Source organism: Sphaerotilus mobilis, from assembly GCF_004216565.1.
GTDB lineage: Bacteria > Pseudomonadota > Gammaproteobacteria > Burkholderiales > Burkholderiaceae_C > Sphaerotilus > Sphaerotilus mobilis.
The window spans coordinates 589,991-605,121 of record NZ_SGWV01000009.1; the positions used below are offsets into that span (position 1 = coordinate 589,991).

Genomic DNA, 15,131 nt, shown 5'->3' on the forward strand with positions numbered 1-15,131 from the left:
TTCTGGCGGCCCTAGACTGACCCGTCATCGACCCTCGACACAGGAGCGCGCCATGAACCAACCCCATCGCATCGCCGTCATCCCGGGCGACGGCATCGGCCAGGAGGTGATGCCCGAAGGCCTGCGCGTGCTGCGGGCCGCTGCCGAACGGCATGGCATCGCGCTGCAACTGACCGAGATCCCCTGGGCCAGCTGCGACTGGTATCTGCAGACCGGCCAGATGATGCCGGACGACTGGAAGGCACAGCTCGCCGGCATGGACGCCCTGTACTTCGGCGCGGTGGGCTGGCCGGCGACGGTGCCCGACCATGTCTCGCTGTGGGGCTCGCTGCTGAAGTTCCGGCGCGAGTTCGACCAGTACGTCAACCTGCGCCCGGTGCGCCTGTTCGACGGCGTGCCCTGCCCTCTGGCCGGACGCCGGCCCGGCGACATCGACTTCCTGGTGGTGCGCGAGAACACCGAGGGCGAATACACCAACCTCGGCGGCGTGATGTTCGCCGGCACCGAGCGCGAGCTGGTGATCCAGGAATCGGTCTTCAGCCGGCATGGCACCGACCGGGTCCTGAAACATGCCTTCGAGCTGGCGATGCAGCGCCCGCGCCGCCATCTGACGGTCGCCACCAAGAGCAATGGCATCGCCATCAGCATGCCGTGGTGGGACACCCGGGCGCGCGAGATGCACGCACGCTACCCGGAGGTGTCGGTGGATTTCCAGCACATCGACATCCTGTCCGCCCGCTTCGTGCTGCAGCCCGACCGCTTCGACGTGGTGGTGGCCAGCAACCTGTTCGGCGACATCCTCTCGGACCTCGGCCCGGCCTGCACCGGCACGATCGGCCTGGCGCCGTCGGCCAATCTCAACCCGGACCGACGCTTCCCCAGCCTGTTCGAGCCGGTCCACGGCTCGGCCCCGGACATCTTCGGCCGCCAGATCGCCAACCCGGTGGCGATGATCTGGTCGGGCGCGCTGATGCTGGACTTCCTCGGCCACCGCGCCGCCCACGACGACATCGTGCGGGCGATCGAGCAGGTGCTGGCGACGGGCCCGCGCACGCCCGATCTGGGCGGCAGCGCGTCGACCTCGGAGATGGGCGAGGCGATCGCGCAGCGGGTGGGGATGGGGGCGTGAGCCGCAAGGGGTCGAACGCGATGTGTCGCCCCATGAAGAAAGCGGGCCGTAGCCCGCTTTCCAGATGATTCAAGGAAGTCCGAAGCTTTACTTCTTCTCTTCCATCTTCTTGCATTCGGCGCGCATGTCGTCCTTCTTGCAATCCTTCGGTGCGCTGCTGTGAGAACCAGCGAACGCAGTGACAGATGCAGTGGCCATCAGCGCGGCAACCAACAGCGACAGGTACTTTTTCATCTGTAAGGGGGTCCTCATGACAGGGGTTGAAGGGAAGAGACGCTTGCCGGCACATGGATCTTTTCCAGTGCCGTGTGGCTAATATAGCCACGGATGAAAACCCAACCGATACCCACGATGGCGAAGGGTTTTCTTGCCCCGCTGATGACGTGGCTGGTGGCCATGCTGCTGGCCTTGCCGGCGACGTCGGTGAAGGCCGCCCCGCGCACCCCCAGCGACGATGCCGAGGTGCTCGAACGCCTGCCGATCCAGGCCGGTGCGCGTGCGCGCGGCGAGCTGGCGGCGCTGCGGCTGGCCGCCCGGCGCGAACCGGCCAGCATCGAAGCGGCCTTGCGGCTGGCCGAGTTCCTGTTCGCGCAGGCGCTGGCCCAGGGCGATCCGCGTCCGGTCGGGCAGGCCGAGGCCGAGTTGCGGCGGGTGGCCGGGCCGGCCGCCGAAGCGTCGGCCGCGTGGTTGAGCCTGCGCGGCCAGCTGCGCCAGTACCGGCATGACTTCGACGGTGCGCTGGCCGACCTGGCCGCCGCGCTGCGGCGCGATCCGACGCTGGCCGAAGCCCATTCCTGGCGCGGTGCGATCTACCTCGTCCAGGCCGACCTGGGTGCCGCCCGGGCCGAGTGCGAGGCGCTTGGCCGGCTCCAGCGCGACATCCTTCGGGCCGGCTGCCTGGGCTTGGCGCAGGCCTATGGCGGCCAGCTCGCGCAGGCCGATCGCACGCTCGCGCAAGGCCAGGCCGATGCCGCCTTGACCGAGACGCAACAGTGGTTCCTGACCCGTCGTGGCGAGGTCGCCGGCTGGCGTGGCCTGCCGGTCGACGCCGAACGCCACTACCGCGCCGCGCAGCAGCTTGGTCTGGACGATGCTTACCGGCTCGCCGCCCATGCCGACTTCCTGCTCGACCAGGGCCGGCCGGCCGAGGTGCTGCGGCTGCTGGCGGGCTGGGACAACGCCGATCCGCTGCTGCTGCGCATCGCCGAGGCCGAGTCGGCGCTGAAGCTGCCCCAGCTGCAGGCCCGGCTGGACGCCCTCGCCGAACGGTTCGCCGCCGCCGGACAACGCGGCGACACCACCCACCGGGCCGAAGAGGCGCGCTACTGGCTGGGCCTGCGCGGCGACCCGGCGCGGGCGCTGGCGCTGGCCCGCGCCAACTACACCGTCCAGCGCGAACCGCGTGACGCGCGGGTGCTGCTCGAATGTGCGCTCGCCGCCCGTGACCCGGCGGCCGCCGCACCCGCGATCGACTGGCTGCGCCGCAGCGGGTTCGAGGACGCCCGGCTGCGCGACCTGGCCCGGCGACTCGGTGCGACCGACCTGAAGCCGGTGGCCGGGTCATGAACAGGCGCGCCCTGTTGCAGATCGTCCTGCTGCTGGCCGCCATGGCCGGATCCGGTGCGGCGCTGGCCCACAAGGCGAGCGATGCCTACCTGAGCCTGTCGGTCGACGGCGCCGTGGTCAGCGGCCAGCTTGACGTGGCGATGCGCGATGTCGACGTCGCCATCGGCCTGGATGCCGACGACGACGGCCAGATCACCTGGGGCGAGCTGCGCCAGCGCCGCGATGCCCTGGCCAGCTGGGCCCGGCGCCACCTGAGCCTGACGCGCGGCGAGACCGGCACCGACGCCTGCCAGCTGGACGTTGGCGCGCTGCAGGTCGACCAGCACACCGACGGCAGCTATGCGGTGTTGCCGCTGACCGGCCGTTGTCCGGTCGACACCGGCGCGCTGATGCTGGGCTACCGGCTGCTGTTCGAGCAGGATGCCCAGCACCGCGGCCTGGTCCGGCTGACGCTCGACGGCGCGGCCCGCTCGCTGGTGTTCTCGCCCGAACGGCCGGAGCAGCGCATCGACGCCACCCCACCCTCGGTCTGGACCACCCTGCACCAGTACGTCGTCGAAGGCGTCTGGCACATCTGGCTGGGCTATGACCATGTGCTGTTCTTGCTGGCCCTGCTGCTGCCGGCCGTGTTGCTGTGGGACGGCGGGCGCTGGCAGGGCGTCGCCCGCATCGGTCATGCCGGGCGCGAGGTGCTGGCCGTCGTCACCGCCTTCACGCTGGCGCACTCGGTGACGCTGAGCCTGGCCACGCTGGGCTGGATCTCGCTGCCGTCGCGCGCGGTCGAATCGGTCATCGCACTGAGCGTCGCGCTGGCGGCGGCCAACAACCTGCGTCCGACCGTGATGGGCCGACGCTGGCTGGCCGCCTTCGGATTCGGCCTGATCCACGGCTTCGGCTTCGCCAGCGTGCTGGCCGACCTGGGCCTGCCGAGCGATGCGCTGTCGCTGTCGCTGGTGGGCTTCAACATCGGCGTGGAACTGGGACAGGTCGCGATCGTGGCGCTGTTCCTGCCGCTGGCCTTCCGGGCCCGCGACACGGCGTTCTACCGGCGCGTCGTGCTGACCGGTGGTTCGTGGCTGACGCTGGTGCTGGCGCTGGTGTGGCTGGTCGAGCGGGTCTTCGACCTGCGCATCCTCACGGCCTGAGTCACGGCCTGAACTTGAGTTGAGTCAAGCCTGACGCGCCACCGCCACGCTTCAATCCAGGCTCTCGCAGCCCAGGCTGACGCCCACCCGAGTCCCCCTCGCCCCCACCATGAGCAGCTCTGCCGACACCCCCGCCCACTCACCCGCCACGTATCCCGCCCTGACCGCCTCGATCAGCGCCAGCCTCGCCAGGCTGCGCGCCGATGTGCCCGACACGATGCGCGGCTTTTCCGCCTTGGCTCAGGCCGCCACCAAGCCCGCTGCGCTCGACAAGAAGACCAAGGAGCTGATCGCGATGGCGCTGTCGGTGGGCGCGCGCTGCGACCCGTGCATCGGCTTTCACGCCGAGACACTGGTCAAGCTCGGCACCACCCGCGCCGAGCTGGAGGACATGCTCGGCATGTGCGTCTACATGGGCGGCGGGCCGTCGCTGATGTATGCCGCCAAGGCGCTGCAGGCCTACGAGGAATTCGGAGGCGAAGGCCCCAAGCCGTCGGCATCCGCGCCGGCAGCTTGAGGCCTCGCGGCGCTGCGCCTGCGATGCGGGCGCAGCAGCGTCGGGTCTGCACGAAGACGCCGACTGCTTGGGCCGACGGCCTTTGCAGACCCGGCTCGAACGGTCAAGATGCTTGCCTGACCTCTAGCAGTGGCGGCAGCGCCACGCGAACTTGCCAGCGATGACCACCCCCACGCGCGACTTCTTTCGCGCCCTCTCGCCGATGCGCAGCGTGCGTGCACGCTTCTCGCTGGTGATGGCCCTGTCGGGGATCGTTTTCGGTTCACTGGTCACCGTCATCATGGAATGGCGCTGGGAACGCGCCACCCGGGCCGCCGTTCACGACACGCTGCACCTGACGGCGCACCGGATCGCCTCGTCGCTGGTCGATGACCTCGAGAACCGCCAGCTGGAGGTGATGCTGCTGGCCGACCTGATCCGCCAGTCGGCGCAGACCGATCTCGGCCACGTCCGCGCGTCCCTCGACCGCGTGAAAGGCCGTCAGACCGACTACGCCTGGCTGGGCTACACCAGCCGCGACGGGCTGGTGCTGGCCGCCAGCGGCGGTCTGCTCGAAGGCCGCGACGTGCACGAGCGACCCTGGTTCATGGGCGCCCTGCGCGGCCCCTTCATCGGCGACCCGCACCATGCCGTGTTGCTGGCGCCCCATCTGCCCCTGGCCGCCGACGGCGATCCGCCGCGTTTCGTCGATGTGGCCGTGCCGGTGCGCAATGCGGCCGGCGAGCTGCAGGGCGTGCTCGGCGCCCACCTGTTCTGGGACTGGGCCCAGGACATCGTGACGACCGCCCTGAAAGACCTCGACCCGCACGCCGACATCGAGATCCTGATCGCCAACCCGGCCGGCGAGCTGCTGATGCGTCCGGCCAGCGTCAAGGCCAGCACGCTGGCGGCGCTCCAGGCCGATCCGGCCAGCGCCAGCGACCACCTCACCGCCAGCGCCCCGGTGCCCTTCCGCACCCCCGATGTCGCCCTCGGCTGGACGGTGGTGGCGCGAGAGCCGCTGCGCCACGCCTACGCCCCGATCGCCGAAAGCCGTCGTCTGATGGTGCTGCTGAGCGCGCTGGCCGCGCTGGTCTTCGGTGCCGTGGCCTGGCTGATTTCCGGCCGGGTGGTGCGCCCGATCGTCGAGCTGGCCGATGCGGCCCGGCTGCATCAGCCCGCCGGCGCCGGTGCCGGGCCGGGCGGTGGGGCACGCGACGAGGCCGGTGTGCTCGGCGCGGTCATGCACCAGCTCGCCTTCCACGACGTGCTGACCGGCCTGGCCAACCGGCGCCAGCTGAGCGAGCGGCTGGCCGCGGCGCTGGCCGCCAGCAGCGTCAGCACCACAAACACCGCCAGCACCACAAACACCGCCGCGCCGCCGGGCGATCCGCCGGGCTTCGGCGCGGTGCTGTTGTTCGACCTGGACGACTTCAGCGACGTCAACGACACCCGCGGCCACGAGGTCGGCGACCAGCTGCTGATCGCGACCGCGCGCCGGCTGGCCGACAACGTGCGGCCCGGCGACACGCTGGCACGCATGGGCAGCGACGAGTTCGTGCTGCTGCTGCGCGGGCTCGGCCCTGACGAGGCCAGCGCCGCCCGGCGCGCCTGTGACGAGGCGCAGCGGCTGCTGGACCTGATCCGCAGGCCCATCGACCTGGCGGGCGAACACGGCCATGTCAGCGCGTCGGTGGGCGTGCGCACCTTTGGCGCGGCGCCGCTGGGAGTGGCCGATGTGTTGCAGCAAGCCGAGGTGGCGATGTTCGAGGCCAAGCGCTCCGAGCACAGCCCGGTCTGCCTGTTCGACGCGTCGATGCAGACCGCGCTGGACGAACGTGTCCAGCTCGAAGACCGGCTTCGCCTGGCCATCCCCTCGCAGTTGCACGCGGTCCTGCAGCGCCAGGTCGACCAGGCGGGCACGGTCATCGGCGCCGAGCTGCTGTTGCGCTGGCAGCACCCGAGCCTGGGTCAGGTGTCACCGGCTCGCTTCATCCCGCTGGCCGAGGAGACCGGCCTGATCCTGCCGATCGGCCAGTGGGTGCTCGCCAGCGCCTGCCAGCTGATCGAGCGCTGGAGCCACGCGCCGCACACGCGTGGGCTGGTGCTGTCGATCAACGTCAGCGCCCGCGAGTTCAACCAGCCCGGCTACGTCGGACAGGTCGAACGGGCCCTGTCGGAACACCGCGCCGACCCGACGCGGCTGAAGCTCGAACTGACCGAGAGCGCACTGGCCGGCGACATCGACCGGGTGGTCGACACGATGCGCAGGCTGCGGGCGCTGGGGGTGCGTTTCGCGCTCGATGATTTCGGCACCGGCTTCTCGTCACTGGCCTATCTTCAGCGCATGCCGCTGGACCAGCTCAAGATCGACCAGTCCTTCGTGCGCGCGCTGCCCGACAACGGCAACGACGCGACCATCGTGCGCAGCGTCATCGCGCTCGGCCGCGGCATGGGGCTGGACGTCATCGCCGAAGGCGTCGAGACCGCCGCCCAGCGCGACTTCCTGTGCGCCGCCGGCTGTGCCCATTTCCAGGGCTACCTGTTCGGCCGGCCCGAAGACATCGACACCTTCGAAGCCGGCTTGCGCTGACCGGCACATGCCGCGTCGGCCTGTAGCGCGCGCGCCGATCACCGCGCCTCAGCGTGTCACGGCGTCAGCGACTCAGCGACTCAGCGCGTCATCGGCAAGGCCAGCCCCATCGCCACGAACAGGCCGCCGCACACGCGGTTGAAGGCCTTGCCCACACGCTGCAGCAGCGAGCGGATGCGCTGGGCCAGCAGGGCGAGCAGCATCTCGACCAGCACCTCGACGACCACGAAGGTGGCCGTCATGACGATGAACTGGGCCAGCAGCGGACGCGACGGGTCGATGAACTGCGGCAGGAAGGCGCCGTAGAACAGCAGCGCCTTGGGGTTGGACGCCGCCGTCAGCAGGCCCTGTCGGAACAGCGTCGCGCGGCGGGCGTCGGCCGGGCTGGTGTCGGCCTGCAGGTGGATCGGCGGGGCGCGCCAGAGCTGGATGCCCAGCCAGATCAGGTAGCCGCCGCCGACCAGCTTCAGCACCGTCAGCGCGTGGGCGCTGGCCTGCAGCAGGGCGCCGATGCCGAGCATCGACAGCGCGATCAGCGCCGCAAAGCCGACCGCCCCGCCAGCCACCGTCCAGGCGGTCTTGCGGTGGCCGTGCAGCGCGCCGTGGGTCATCACCAGCAGGCTGTTGGGGCCGGGCGTGAGCGACAGGCCGATGGCGGCGACGAGGTAGAGCAGCCAGGTGTGCAGCGACATGGATGGGCCTGGTGGCGACGCCGGGTCCGGCGAGTTCAGCGGATCTTGAGGAAGGGCCGGTCGGTGTTGCGCGGCGCGGTCGGGCGTTCGCGGCGCGGCCCGGCGCCTCGGGCCGGACCCTTGGGACGCGGCGGGGCGTGATCGCCGCGCTTCTTCTCGCGCAGCATGAAGAGGTAGAGGCTCTCGACCTTCTCGCGCGCCCACGGCGTCTTGCGCAGGAACTTCAGGCTCGACGCCACGCTGGGCTCGCTGGTGAAGCAGCGCAGCGTGATGCGCTGGCCCAGGCCGGGCCAGCCGTAGTGCTCGGACAGTTCGGTGACGATGCGTTCGAGCGTCAGGCCATGCAGGGGGTTGCGGGCCTGGGCGGCGCTGGCCTCGTGGTCTTCGGGCGCATCGACCGGCAGGGCTTCGGGCAGGGTGGCCGGGTTCTCGTCCGGCGGCGGGACAGGCGTGTTGTTCATGGTGCGGATGATCGCTGCTGGCCGGGCGTGCGGGGTCACGCCATCACTCATCCCACCACTCACCCCACCACTCAGGCTACCTCGCGCTGCGCCTGCGCGGCCATCACGCGCGGCAGGTTGACCTCGATCCAGTCCGACAGCAGGCGCACCTTCTCTGCCGCCTCCCGGCCCAGCGGGGTCAGGCTGTAGTCGACGTGCGGCGGCACCACGTCGTAGGCGATGCGCTCGACCAGGCCGTCGCCTTCGAGCCATTGCAGCGTCTGCGCCAGCATCTTCTCGCTGACCCCGCCGATGCTGCGGCGCAGCTCGCTGAAGCGGTGGGTGCCGGTCTCCAGCACGATCAGCACCAGCACGCCCCAGCGGCTGGTGACGTGCTTGAGGACCTCGCGCGACGGGCAGGCCTCGGCCAGCAGGTTGCCACGGTGGGCATCGAGCAAGGCGCTGGCGGCGGTGTCCTCGGAACGGCGGCGGCGGTGGGTCGTCATGGGCGCTTACCTTCAGGTACGTACTTACGAAAAGTTTGTGGCTAACTTAAAGTGTGTACTCCTTTCAACCCACGCGCAAGCCAGAGCGAGCGCAATCAGCCAGATCAGGACCCTCATCATGACCATCGCCATCACCGGTGCCACCGGCCAACTGGGCCGCCTCGTTGTCGAACAGCTCAAGGCCAAGGTACCTGCTTCGGACATCGTCGCGCTGGTGCGCAACACCGCCAAGGCCGCCGACCTGGGCGTGAGCGCCCGCGAGGCCGACTACAGCCGCCCGGACACCTTGCCGGCCGCGCTGGCCGGCGTCGACACCTTGCTGCTGATCTCCTCGTCCGAGGTCGGCCAGCGTGCCGCCCAGCACCGCGCCGTGATCGACGCGGCAAAGTCCGCAGGCGTGCGGCGCATCGTCTACACCAGCCTGCTGCGCGCCGACACGTCGACGCTGAGCCTGGCTGCCGAACACGTCGAGACCGAGGCCATGCTGCGCGATTCGGGCATCGCCCACACGCTGCTGCGCAACAGCTGGTACATCGAGAACCACACCGTCTCGGCCAAGGGCGCGGTCGAGGCTGGCGCCTTCATCGGCAGTGCCGGCGCGGGCCGCATCTCCGGCGCGACCCGGGCCGACTACGCCGCCGCTGCCGTCGCCGTGCTGACCAGCGCGGGCCACGAGGGCAAGACCTACGAGCTGGCCGGCGACGTGGCCTACACGCTGTCGGACCTGGCCGCCGAAATCTCGACACAGTCCGGCAAGGCGATCCCCTACAAGGACCTGCCGCAGGCCGACTACGCCGCCGCACTGGCCAGCTTCGGCCTGCCGGGCTGGCTGGCCGGTGCGCTGGCCGAGTGGGACTTCGAGATCAGCAAGGGCGTGCTGTTCGACGACGGCCACGCGCTGTCGCGCCTGATCGGCCGCCCGACCACCCCGCTGGCCACCGCCGTGACGCAGGCGCTGCGCTGAGTCAGGCCGCCCTGAGCGGGCGGCTGGCAGGCGGGCAGTCTGGCGATCATTCCAATGATCGTTAGACTGTCTGCATGAGAGACATCAAGGATCACCTCTACGCCCAGGTCGCCCGCATCGGCAAGGCGCTGGCCAGCCCGAAGCGGCTGGAGCTGGTCGAGCTGCTGTGCCAGGGCGAGAAGACGGTCGAGCAGCTGGCCGCGCAGTCGGCCGTCAGCGTCAAGCTGGCCAGCGCCCACCTCAAGGAACTGCGCCTGGCCCGGCTGGTCGACAGCCGCAAGGACGGCAAATACGTGCTCTACCGGCTGGCCGCCACCGATGTGGCGGACCTCTGGGTGGCCTTGCGGTCCCAGGCCGAGGCCCGGCTGGTCGAGCTGCAGGTCGCGCTGGCCCACCTGGTCGAACACGGCGACGAGCTGCAGGGCATGGACCGGCGCGCCATCCTGAGGGCGGCTGAATCGGGCGACGTGCTGGTGCTGGACGTGCGTCCGGAGGACGAGTACCACGCCGCCCACCTGCCCCATGCCCGCTCGCTGCCGCTGGACCAGCTGCGCGCCCGTCTGGCCGAGTTGCCGGCCGGGGTGCCGGTGGTGGCCTATTGCCGCGGCCCCTTCTGCCTGATGGCGCACGACGCCGTCGCGCTGCTGCGCGCCCGGGGCCACGAGGCCTATCACCTGAGCGAGGGCGTGGCCGAGTGGCGCGCCAGCGGCCTGGCGCTGGAAGTCGCTGCATGACACCGGGCGCCGCGCCGCACCGGGCACGTCGCCACGGCATCGGCGCCAACCGGGCCCAGTTCGCGCACCAGCTGCTGCAGGTGCTGCTGGTCGGCATGACGATCGGGATGATGCGCAACGTCGTGCCGGCGCTGGCCGAGTCCGAGTTCGGTGTGCCGCGCGGCGCGATGCTGCTGCTGGTGGCCTTCGTGGTCGCCTTCGGCGCCGTCAAGGGCGTGATGAACCTGGTGGCTGGTCGGCTGGCCGATCGCCACGGCCGCCGCCGTGTCCTGCTGGCCGGCTGGCTGGCGGCCTTGCCCATCCCCTGGATGCTGGCCTACGGCACGAGCTGGAACTGGGTTGTGGCTGCCACGCTGCTGTTGGGCCTCCAGCAGGGTCTGACCTGGTCGATGACGCAGACCGCCGCACTCGACCTGACCCGCCCGGACGAGCGTGGCCGTGTGATCGGCCTGAACGAGTTCGCCGGCTACCTGGGCGTGGCGCTGGCCGGCGTCGCCACGGGTTATCTGGCCACCTGGCTGGGGCCGCGCGCGAGCCTGCTGACCTTTGGCGTCGGCGTGACCGGGCTGGCCACGCTGCTGGCTGCGTTCGCGGTGCGCGAGACCCTGCCGTGGGTTGTCGACACGACACACCAGCCGACGCTGTCAACCCGCGAGGTTTTCCTGCAGACGAGTTGGCGCGACCGCCGGTTGGCCGCGCTGTGCCAGGCCGGCCTGGTCGAGAAATTCGTCGATGCGCTGGTCTGGATCGTGTGGCCCGTCTGGCTGCACCGGCAAGGCGTCGACCTGCCGGGCATCGGCTGGATCGTCGGCGCCTATGGCCTCAGCTGGGGCGTGGCGCAATGGCTGACCGGCCGCCTGTCGGACCGGCTGGGCCGGCACCGCCTCAACGTCGGCGGCATGTGGCTGTGCGGCCTGGGCGTCGCGCTGATGCCGCTGGGTGCAGGCCCGCTGGGCTGGATCGCGGCGGCCACGCTGACCGGCCTGGGCATGGCCATGCTCTACCCCAACCTCAGCGCGGCGGTGGCCGATCTGGCGGCGCCGGCCTGGCGCGCCTCGGCCATCGGCATCTACCGCTGCTGGCGCGACCTCGGCTACGGCCTGGGCGCCCTCGGCCTGGGCGTGGCGGCCAGCCTCGGCGGCGATCTCGAAAGCGCCTTTGTCTTTGTGGCCGCCTCGATGGCCGCATCGGCCCTGGTGCTGCAGCGCTGGGGCGAGGAATCCCACCCGCAGCTTCGTCCCCGATCCACCGGACACCCTGGAGACCCATCGTGAGCACACCCCGCACCCACAACCTCACCCACCCTCGGACCCGGTCCCGGCTTCGTCACGCCCTGATCCTGGCCGTCGTCGCCAGCGTGACGGGCCTGGCCACGCCCCTGGCGGCGCAAGCCCAGCTCAGTCCGGCGGCGGCCGAATCGCTCGCGTCCTACTTCGACTTCATCGACGCCAACGGCGGCACGCTGATGGCCGAGCAGATCCCTGCCGAGGACTACCGCCGCCTGCACGTGCTGGACGTGCGCGACGCCAGCCAGTACGCCGTCAGCCACATCCCGGGCGCGGTCAACATCGAATGGCGCCAGGTCTTCGCCGAACGCGCCCGCCTGCCCAAGGACCGGACGGTGCTCGTCTACTGCAACACCAGCTCGTTCGCCGCCCAGGTCGCGATGGCCCTGCGCATGGACGGCATGGAGAACGTGCGCGTGCTGCGCGGCGGCTACACCGAGTGGAAGGCGCGCGGCGGCATGGACGCCCACGCGCGGGCGTCCCAAGCACGCTGAGCGCGGTGCGGGCCGCGACACCACGGTCAGCCGGCGTCCACTTCATCACGATCCCGGCGCGGCCTTGCCCGCCTGCTTGAGCACGGTCAAGCCGCCCCTGGACGCGGCGACGGCGCTGCCTAGACTGGCGTCCATGGTGTCCCGATCCAAACCCTTGCGCAGCCCGGCGTGGCGGCGTCTGGCCGTCCACATCGCCTGGTGGGCGGTGCTGGCGCTGGCGCTGCTGCCCACGCTGGTGCGCACGGTGGCGCACACGGGGGCCTTGACCCAGGCGGGGCAGGTCCTGCCGATGGACCTGTGCGGGAGCCTGCGTGTGGCGGGTGCAGCGGGTGCAGCAGGTGCAGCGGTCGCTGCCCCGTCGCCCGCTGACACGCCGGCCGAAGGTGCCGCACACGCCACGCTGGATGCCTGTGCGATCTGCGTGCTGGCCGCCAGCGTCGCTGCCGTGCCGGTGCCGACCGAGGCCAGCCGTGCCGCGCCGGCGCCCCTGGCATCGGACCCCTTGCCGGCGCTGACACCGGCACGCCCTGTGTCACGCCTCGCCGCGTCGATCGCCCGACCACGCGGACCACCCCTGCGCGCCTGATCCCGCCCCGGTGAGGCGGACGCTCGCCGTCCGTCCTGTTCCCGCCTTGGGCGTGTTGCCGTCGTCGACGACGAGCCCGCCCGATCAGGAGTTCCCCATGAAGACGCTCGACCGCGACCGGCCGCTCAGCCATCGCCAACGGATGACGCTGTTCGTCGCCGCCCATCTGAGCCTGCCCATCCTGGCCTATGGCACGGCGCTCGCCATCGGCCACGGCCACGACATGCCGCCGGTGCCGGCCGGGACGCGCCAGGTGTCCACCGGGCAGACCGAACGGTCGATGCCCGACGTGGCACTTACCGTCGCCGCAGCCGATCGCGGCAGCGATGCCGCACCGGCGGGCCTGGATCAAGCCAAGCCCTGGCGCATCGACACCAGCGGCCGCATCAGCTGGCAGGTGCCCTGACCCCCCTGACCCCGTTCCCCTTCGTCGATGAATGATCGACACCCCCCGTTGGACCCGGCCCCCTGCCGGGTCTTTTTTTTGCCGCCTCAGGCCGGGTCCATGCCGTGGCGCCGCTTGTCAGCGGCGCTGTCCGGCGAGGCGAGGAAGGTCAGCAAGGCGCGTGCGGCGTCGGCCTGGGTGGAACGTGTCGAGAGGGCGGCCGCGAAGGTGGTGACGATCTGGATCTCGCTGGGCAGGGCGCCCAGCACGGTGATGCCGGGCAGGGACATCAGCTCGCTGAGTTGCTGGAAGCCCAGCTCGACCTCGCCGCTGGCGACCAGCGAGCCCACCGGCACGCCGGGCGGCGGGGTGACGATGCGTGCGGCCAGCGATTCGGCCAGGCCCCAGCGCTCGAACAGCTGGGCCAGTTGCACGCCGCTCGGTCCGGTCGAATAGCCGATGGTGCGGGCAGCGGCCACCGCCGCGCGCACCGCTGCCTCGCTGCTCAGGTCCGGCTGCGGCGCGCCTTCACGCACGGCCACCGCCACGCCGGAATGCACCAGGTCGACCCGCGGCCCGGCCACGTGGCCATCGGCGATCAGGCCGTCGATGGCGTTGGACGCCAGCGCGACCAGGTCGAAGACCTCGCCCGCGCGCACCCGCTTGGCGGCGTCGACGCCACCCACCGCGACGCTCGTGACCATGTGGCCGGTTTCGCGTTCGAAGCGCGCCACCAGGTCGGCCAGCAAGGCCCGTGTGGCCATGGACGAGATCATCGTGAGGCTGGCGGTAGCGGCGGTCGAAGCGGTCATGGCGATGCGGTCTGCAAGGTTGTCGATCGGCCGATTATCCCGATGCCATCGGCCCTTCAGGCGATCGACGCGGTGCCGGGCACGTCGATCAGCCAGGTCGGCCGGTGACCGTCGCGCTCGCCCTTGGTCGGGTAGCCGAGCGGGTTGGCGACGACCCGGCAGCGGCCGGTCGAGCCGTCCGGGCGCGAGCCTTCGGCGACGAAGTCAATGGCGCAGTGCAGGTGGCCGTGCAGCCAGAGATCGGCTTGCGGCAGCAGCGCGTCCAGCGCGTTGCAGAAGCCGGCCGTGCCCGGTACCAGGCCGTAGCGCGGATCGGCGCAGCGCAGGCTGGGCGCGAAGTGGGTGACGACGACGGTGGGCTCGCCGTCCGGTCGCGGCGCGGCCAGGGCCTCGCGCAACCAGGTCTGGTCGGCCAGACCCAGTTCCCGCAGGGCGAGCGCCAGCATCGGCGTGCCGTCGGCGTCGCGGGTGGTGTGGCGACGCAGCCAGAAGTCGGCCGCCCGCAGCGCCTTGTCGCGCTGCTTGGCCTGCCGCACCGCCAGACTGTGCGCGGCGCCGGCCGCACCGCGCAGGTGAGCGCCCTTGGGCGGCGGCGCCGCCGCTTCCGCCGCCGCCAGGGCCTCGAAGTCGGTCCACAGCGTGCAGCCGATGAAGCGCACGCCATCGAGCACCAGCACCTCGCGGTCCAGCCAGATCAGCCCCAGCTCGTTGCACAGGCGGCGCAGGCGCGCGCGGGTCTCGATCAGCGGCAGCTCGTCGTATTCATGGTTGCCCGGCAGGTAGATCACCCGCCGCCACGGCCCACCGCGCAGCGGCGAAAACCGCGCCAGCCCGAAGTCGTCGCCGTCCAGCTTCGAGCCCGTCTGGTAGGACCCCACATCGCCCGCCAGCACCAGCACATCAGCCCCCGGCGCATGCGGCGGCTGGTAGCCAGGATCGGATTCGAGGTGCAGGTCGGAGAGGAGCTGGAGGCGCAAGGCGTGGCTTTCAGTCAGATGGGCCCGGCAAGCCTAGCTCAGCCCTTGAATCGGCCCGCCGTCGTCACCCCTGGAGATGCAGCCCGGTAGGTCGGACACCCCGTGTCCGACGGGCTGGTGCCGATGGGCCTGTTCACCAACAACCCCGTTGAACGCGCCCATCGGACGGCCTTGGGCACCTTCGGCCGAAAGCCCCAACGCGTCTGCGGCCGCGAGCCTGTCGGACACGGGGTGTCCGACCTACCGGGTGGTGTGGACGCGGTGGCCGGTGCGTGTTGCCGTTGGACCCGGGGTGCCCGATCGACCGGGCGGTGTGAATGCGGCGA

16 protein-coding genes and 1 pseudogene are annotated in these 15,131 nt (G+C 71.1%); 11 read left to right on the top strand and 6 right to left on the bottom strand.

The window, feature by feature from the left end; genetic code table 11:
- Positions 1-52 precede the first annotated feature (52 nt).
- The gene (locus EV685_RS11945) at positions 53-1,129 is read left to right on the top strand and encodes a tartrate dehydrogenase (RefSeq protein WP_130482228.1); all 1,077 of its coding nucleotides are present in this window, start codon (positions 53-55) and stop codon (positions 1,127-1,129) included.
- Between the two features lie 87 nt (positions 1,130-1,216).
- Here EV685_RS11945 and EV685_RS20635 read toward each other — a convergent pair whose 3' ends face one another.
- Entirely contained in the window at positions 1,217-1,363 is a 147-nt protein-coding gene (locus EV685_RS20635; protein ID WP_165396782.1) for a hypothetical protein, read from the bottom strand.
- A gap of 117 nt (positions 1,364-1,480) precedes the next feature.
- Between EV685_RS20635 and EV685_RS11950 the strand changes: the two genes are divergently transcribed.
- The 4 genes from EV685_RS11950 to EV685_RS11965 all read left to right on the top strand — a co-directional run bounded on the left by EV685_RS11950 (position 1,481) and on the right by EV685_RS11965 (position 6,929).
- Positions 1,481-2,695, top strand: coding sequence for a hypothetical protein (locus EV685_RS11950; protein WP_130482229.1), 1,215 nt, complete (start codon positions 1,481-1,483; stop codon positions 2,693-2,695).
- Positions 2,692-3,840 (top strand): HupE/UreJ family protein, encoded by a 1,149-nt coding sequence (locus EV685_RS11955; RefSeq protein ID WP_130482230.1) that lies wholly within the window; start codon positions 2,692-2,694, stop codon positions 3,838-3,840. The genes EV685_RS11950 and EV685_RS11955 overlap by 4 nt, the downstream gene beginning before the upstream one ends.
- A 109-nt stretch (positions 3,841-3,949) precedes the next feature.
- On the top strand, positions 3,950-4,357 hold the full coding sequence (locus tag EV685_RS11960; RefSeq protein ID WP_130482231.1) for a carboxymuconolactone decarboxylase family protein: 408 nt from the start codon (positions 3,950-3,952) through the stop codon (positions 4,355-4,357).
- A 160-nt stretch (positions 4,358-4,517) separates the two neighbouring features.
- Positions 4,518-6,929, top strand: coding sequence for a putative bifunctional diguanylate cyclase/phosphodiesterase (locus EV685_RS11965; RefSeq protein ID WP_130482232.1), 2,412 nt, complete (start codon positions 4,518-4,520; stop codon positions 6,927-6,929).
- Between the two features lie 80 nt (positions 6,930-7,009).
- On the opposite strand, the gene EV685_RS11970 is transcribed toward EV685_RS11965, so the two are convergent.
- The 3 genes and pseudogenes from EV685_RS11970 to EV685_RS11980 all read right to left on the bottom strand — a co-directional run bounded on the left by EV685_RS11970 (position 7,010) and on the right by EV685_RS11980 (position 8,567).
- The gene (locus tag EV685_RS11970; RefSeq protein WP_130482233.1) at positions 7,010-7,621 is read right to left on the bottom strand and encodes a LysE family translocator; all 612 of its coding nucleotides are present in this window, start codon (positions 7,619-7,621) and stop codon (positions 7,010-7,012) included.
- 128 nt (positions 7,622-7,749) lie between these two features.
- A pseudogene (locus EV685_RS11975) lies at positions 7,750-8,082 on the bottom strand (VF530 family protein); the annotation flags it as partial.
- Between the two features lie 71 nt (positions 8,083-8,153).
- Positions 8,154-8,567, bottom strand: a complete 414-nt coding sequence (locus EV685_RS11980; RefSeq protein ID WP_130482235.1) for a winged helix-turn-helix transcriptional regulator — start codon at positions 8,565-8,567, stop codon at positions 8,154-8,156.
- Between the two features lie 118 nt (positions 8,568-8,685).
- Here EV685_RS11980 and EV685_RS11985 point away from each other — a divergent pair, with 118 nt between their 5' ends.
- The 6 genes from EV685_RS11985 to EV685_RS12010 all read left to right on the top strand — a co-directional run bounded on the left by EV685_RS11985 (position 8,686) and on the right by EV685_RS12010 (position 13,037).
- Entirely contained in the window at positions 8,686-9,531 is an 846-nt protein-coding gene (locus EV685_RS11985) for an SDR family oxidoreductase (RefSeq protein WP_130482236.1), read from the top strand.
- 74 nt (positions 9,532-9,605) lie between these two features.
- Complete coding sequence (locus EV685_RS11990; RefSeq protein ID WP_130482237.1) at positions 9,606-10,265, top strand: ArsR/SmtB family transcription factor; 660 nt, start codon at positions 9,606-9,608, stop codon at positions 10,263-10,265.
- On the top strand, positions 10,262-11,539 hold the full coding sequence (locus EV685_RS11995; RefSeq protein ID WP_130482238.1) for an MFS transporter: 1,278 nt from the start codon (positions 10,262-10,264) through the stop codon (positions 11,537-11,539). Before EV685_RS11990 ends, EV685_RS11995 begins: the two co-directional genes overlap by 4 nt.
- Positions 11,536-12,045, top strand: coding sequence for a rhodanese-like domain-containing protein (locus EV685_RS12000; protein WP_130482239.1), 510 nt, complete (start codon positions 11,536-11,538; stop codon positions 12,043-12,045). The genes EV685_RS11995 and EV685_RS12000 overlap by 4 nt, the downstream gene beginning before the upstream one ends.
- A 133-nt stretch (positions 12,046-12,178) precedes the next feature.
- The gene (locus tag EV685_RS12005; RefSeq protein WP_130482240.1) at positions 12,179-12,631 is read left to right on the top strand and encodes a hypothetical protein; all 453 of its coding nucleotides are present in this window, start codon (positions 12,179-12,181) and stop codon (positions 12,629-12,631) included.
- Positions 12,632-12,728: 97 nt separating this feature from the next.
- Positions 12,729-13,037, top strand: a complete 309-nt coding sequence (locus EV685_RS12010) for a hypothetical protein (protein WP_130482241.1) — start codon at positions 12,729-12,731, stop codon at positions 13,035-13,037.
- A gap of 86 nt (positions 13,038-13,123) precedes the next feature.
- On the opposite strand, the gene EV685_RS12015 is transcribed toward EV685_RS12010, so the two are convergent.
- Together EV685_RS12015 and EV685_RS12020 are read right to left on the bottom strand one after the other, a co-directional pair.
- Entirely contained in the window at positions 13,124-13,828 is a 705-nt protein-coding gene (locus EV685_RS12015; RefSeq protein WP_207224809.1) for a substrate-binding domain-containing protein, read from the bottom strand.
- 56 nt (positions 13,829-13,884) lie between these two features.
- Entirely contained in the window at positions 13,885-14,805 is a 921-nt protein-coding gene (locus tag EV685_RS12020; RefSeq protein ID WP_130482242.1) for a metallophosphoesterase family protein, read from the bottom strand.
- Positions 14,806-15,131: the final 326 nt, after the last annotated feature.

What these genes read in the sequence shown, in the direction of transcription:
- EV685_RS11945 (WP_130482228.1), top strand. Translation starts at nt 53, where the DNA reads ATGAACCAACCCCATCGCATCGCCGTCATCCCGGGCGACGGCATCGGC.
- EV685_RS20635 (WP_165396782.1), bottom strand. Translation starts at nt 1,363, where the DNA reads ATGAAAAAGTACCTGTCGCTGTTGGTTGCCGCGCTGATGGCCACTGCA.
- EV685_RS11950 (WP_130482229.1), top strand. Translation starts at nt 1,481, where the DNA reads ATGGCGAAGGGTTTTCTTGCCCCGCTGATGACGTGGCTGGTGGCCATG.
- EV685_RS11955 (WP_130482230.1), top strand. Translation starts at nt 2,692, where the DNA reads ATGAACAGGCGCGCCCTGTTGCAGATCGTCCTGCTGCTGGCCGCCATG.
- EV685_RS11960 (WP_130482231.1), top strand. Translation starts at nt 3,950, where the DNA reads ATGAGCAGCTCTGCCGACACCCCCGCCCACTCACCCGCCACGTATCCC.
- EV685_RS11965 (WP_130482232.1), top strand. Translation starts at nt 4,518, where the DNA reads ATGACCACCCCCACGCGCGACTTCTTTCGCGCCCTCTCGCCGATGCGC.
- EV685_RS11970 (WP_130482233.1), bottom strand. Translation starts at nt 7,621, where the DNA reads ATGTCGCTGCACACCTGGCTGCTCTACCTCGTCGCCGCCATCGGCCTG.
- EV685_RS11980 (WP_130482235.1), bottom strand. Translation starts at nt 8,567, where the DNA reads ATGACGACCCACCGCCGCCGCCGTTCCGAGGACACCGCCGCCAGCGCC.
- EV685_RS11985 (WP_130482236.1), top strand. Translation starts at nt 8,686, where the DNA reads ATGACCATCGCCATCACCGGTGCCACCGGCCAACTGGGCCGCCTCGTT.
- EV685_RS11990 (WP_130482237.1), top strand. Translation starts at nt 9,606, where the DNA reads ATGAGAGACATCAAGGATCACCTCTACGCCCAGGTCGCCCGCATCGGC.
- EV685_RS11995 (WP_130482238.1), top strand. Translation starts at nt 10,262, where the DNA reads ATGACACCGGGCGCCGCGCCGCACCGGGCACGTCGCCACGGCATCGGC.
- EV685_RS12005 (WP_130482240.1), top strand. Translation starts at nt 12,179, where the DNA reads ATGGTGTCCCGATCCAAACCCTTGCGCAGCCCGGCGTGGCGGCGTCTG.
- EV685_RS12010 (WP_130482241.1), top strand. Translation starts at nt 12,729, where the DNA reads ATGAAGACGCTCGACCGCGACCGGCCGCTCAGCCATCGCCAACGGATG.
- EV685_RS12015 (WP_207224809.1), bottom strand. Translation starts at nt 13,828, where the DNA reads ATGACCGCTTCGACCGCCGCTACCGCCAGCCTCACGATGATCTCGTCC.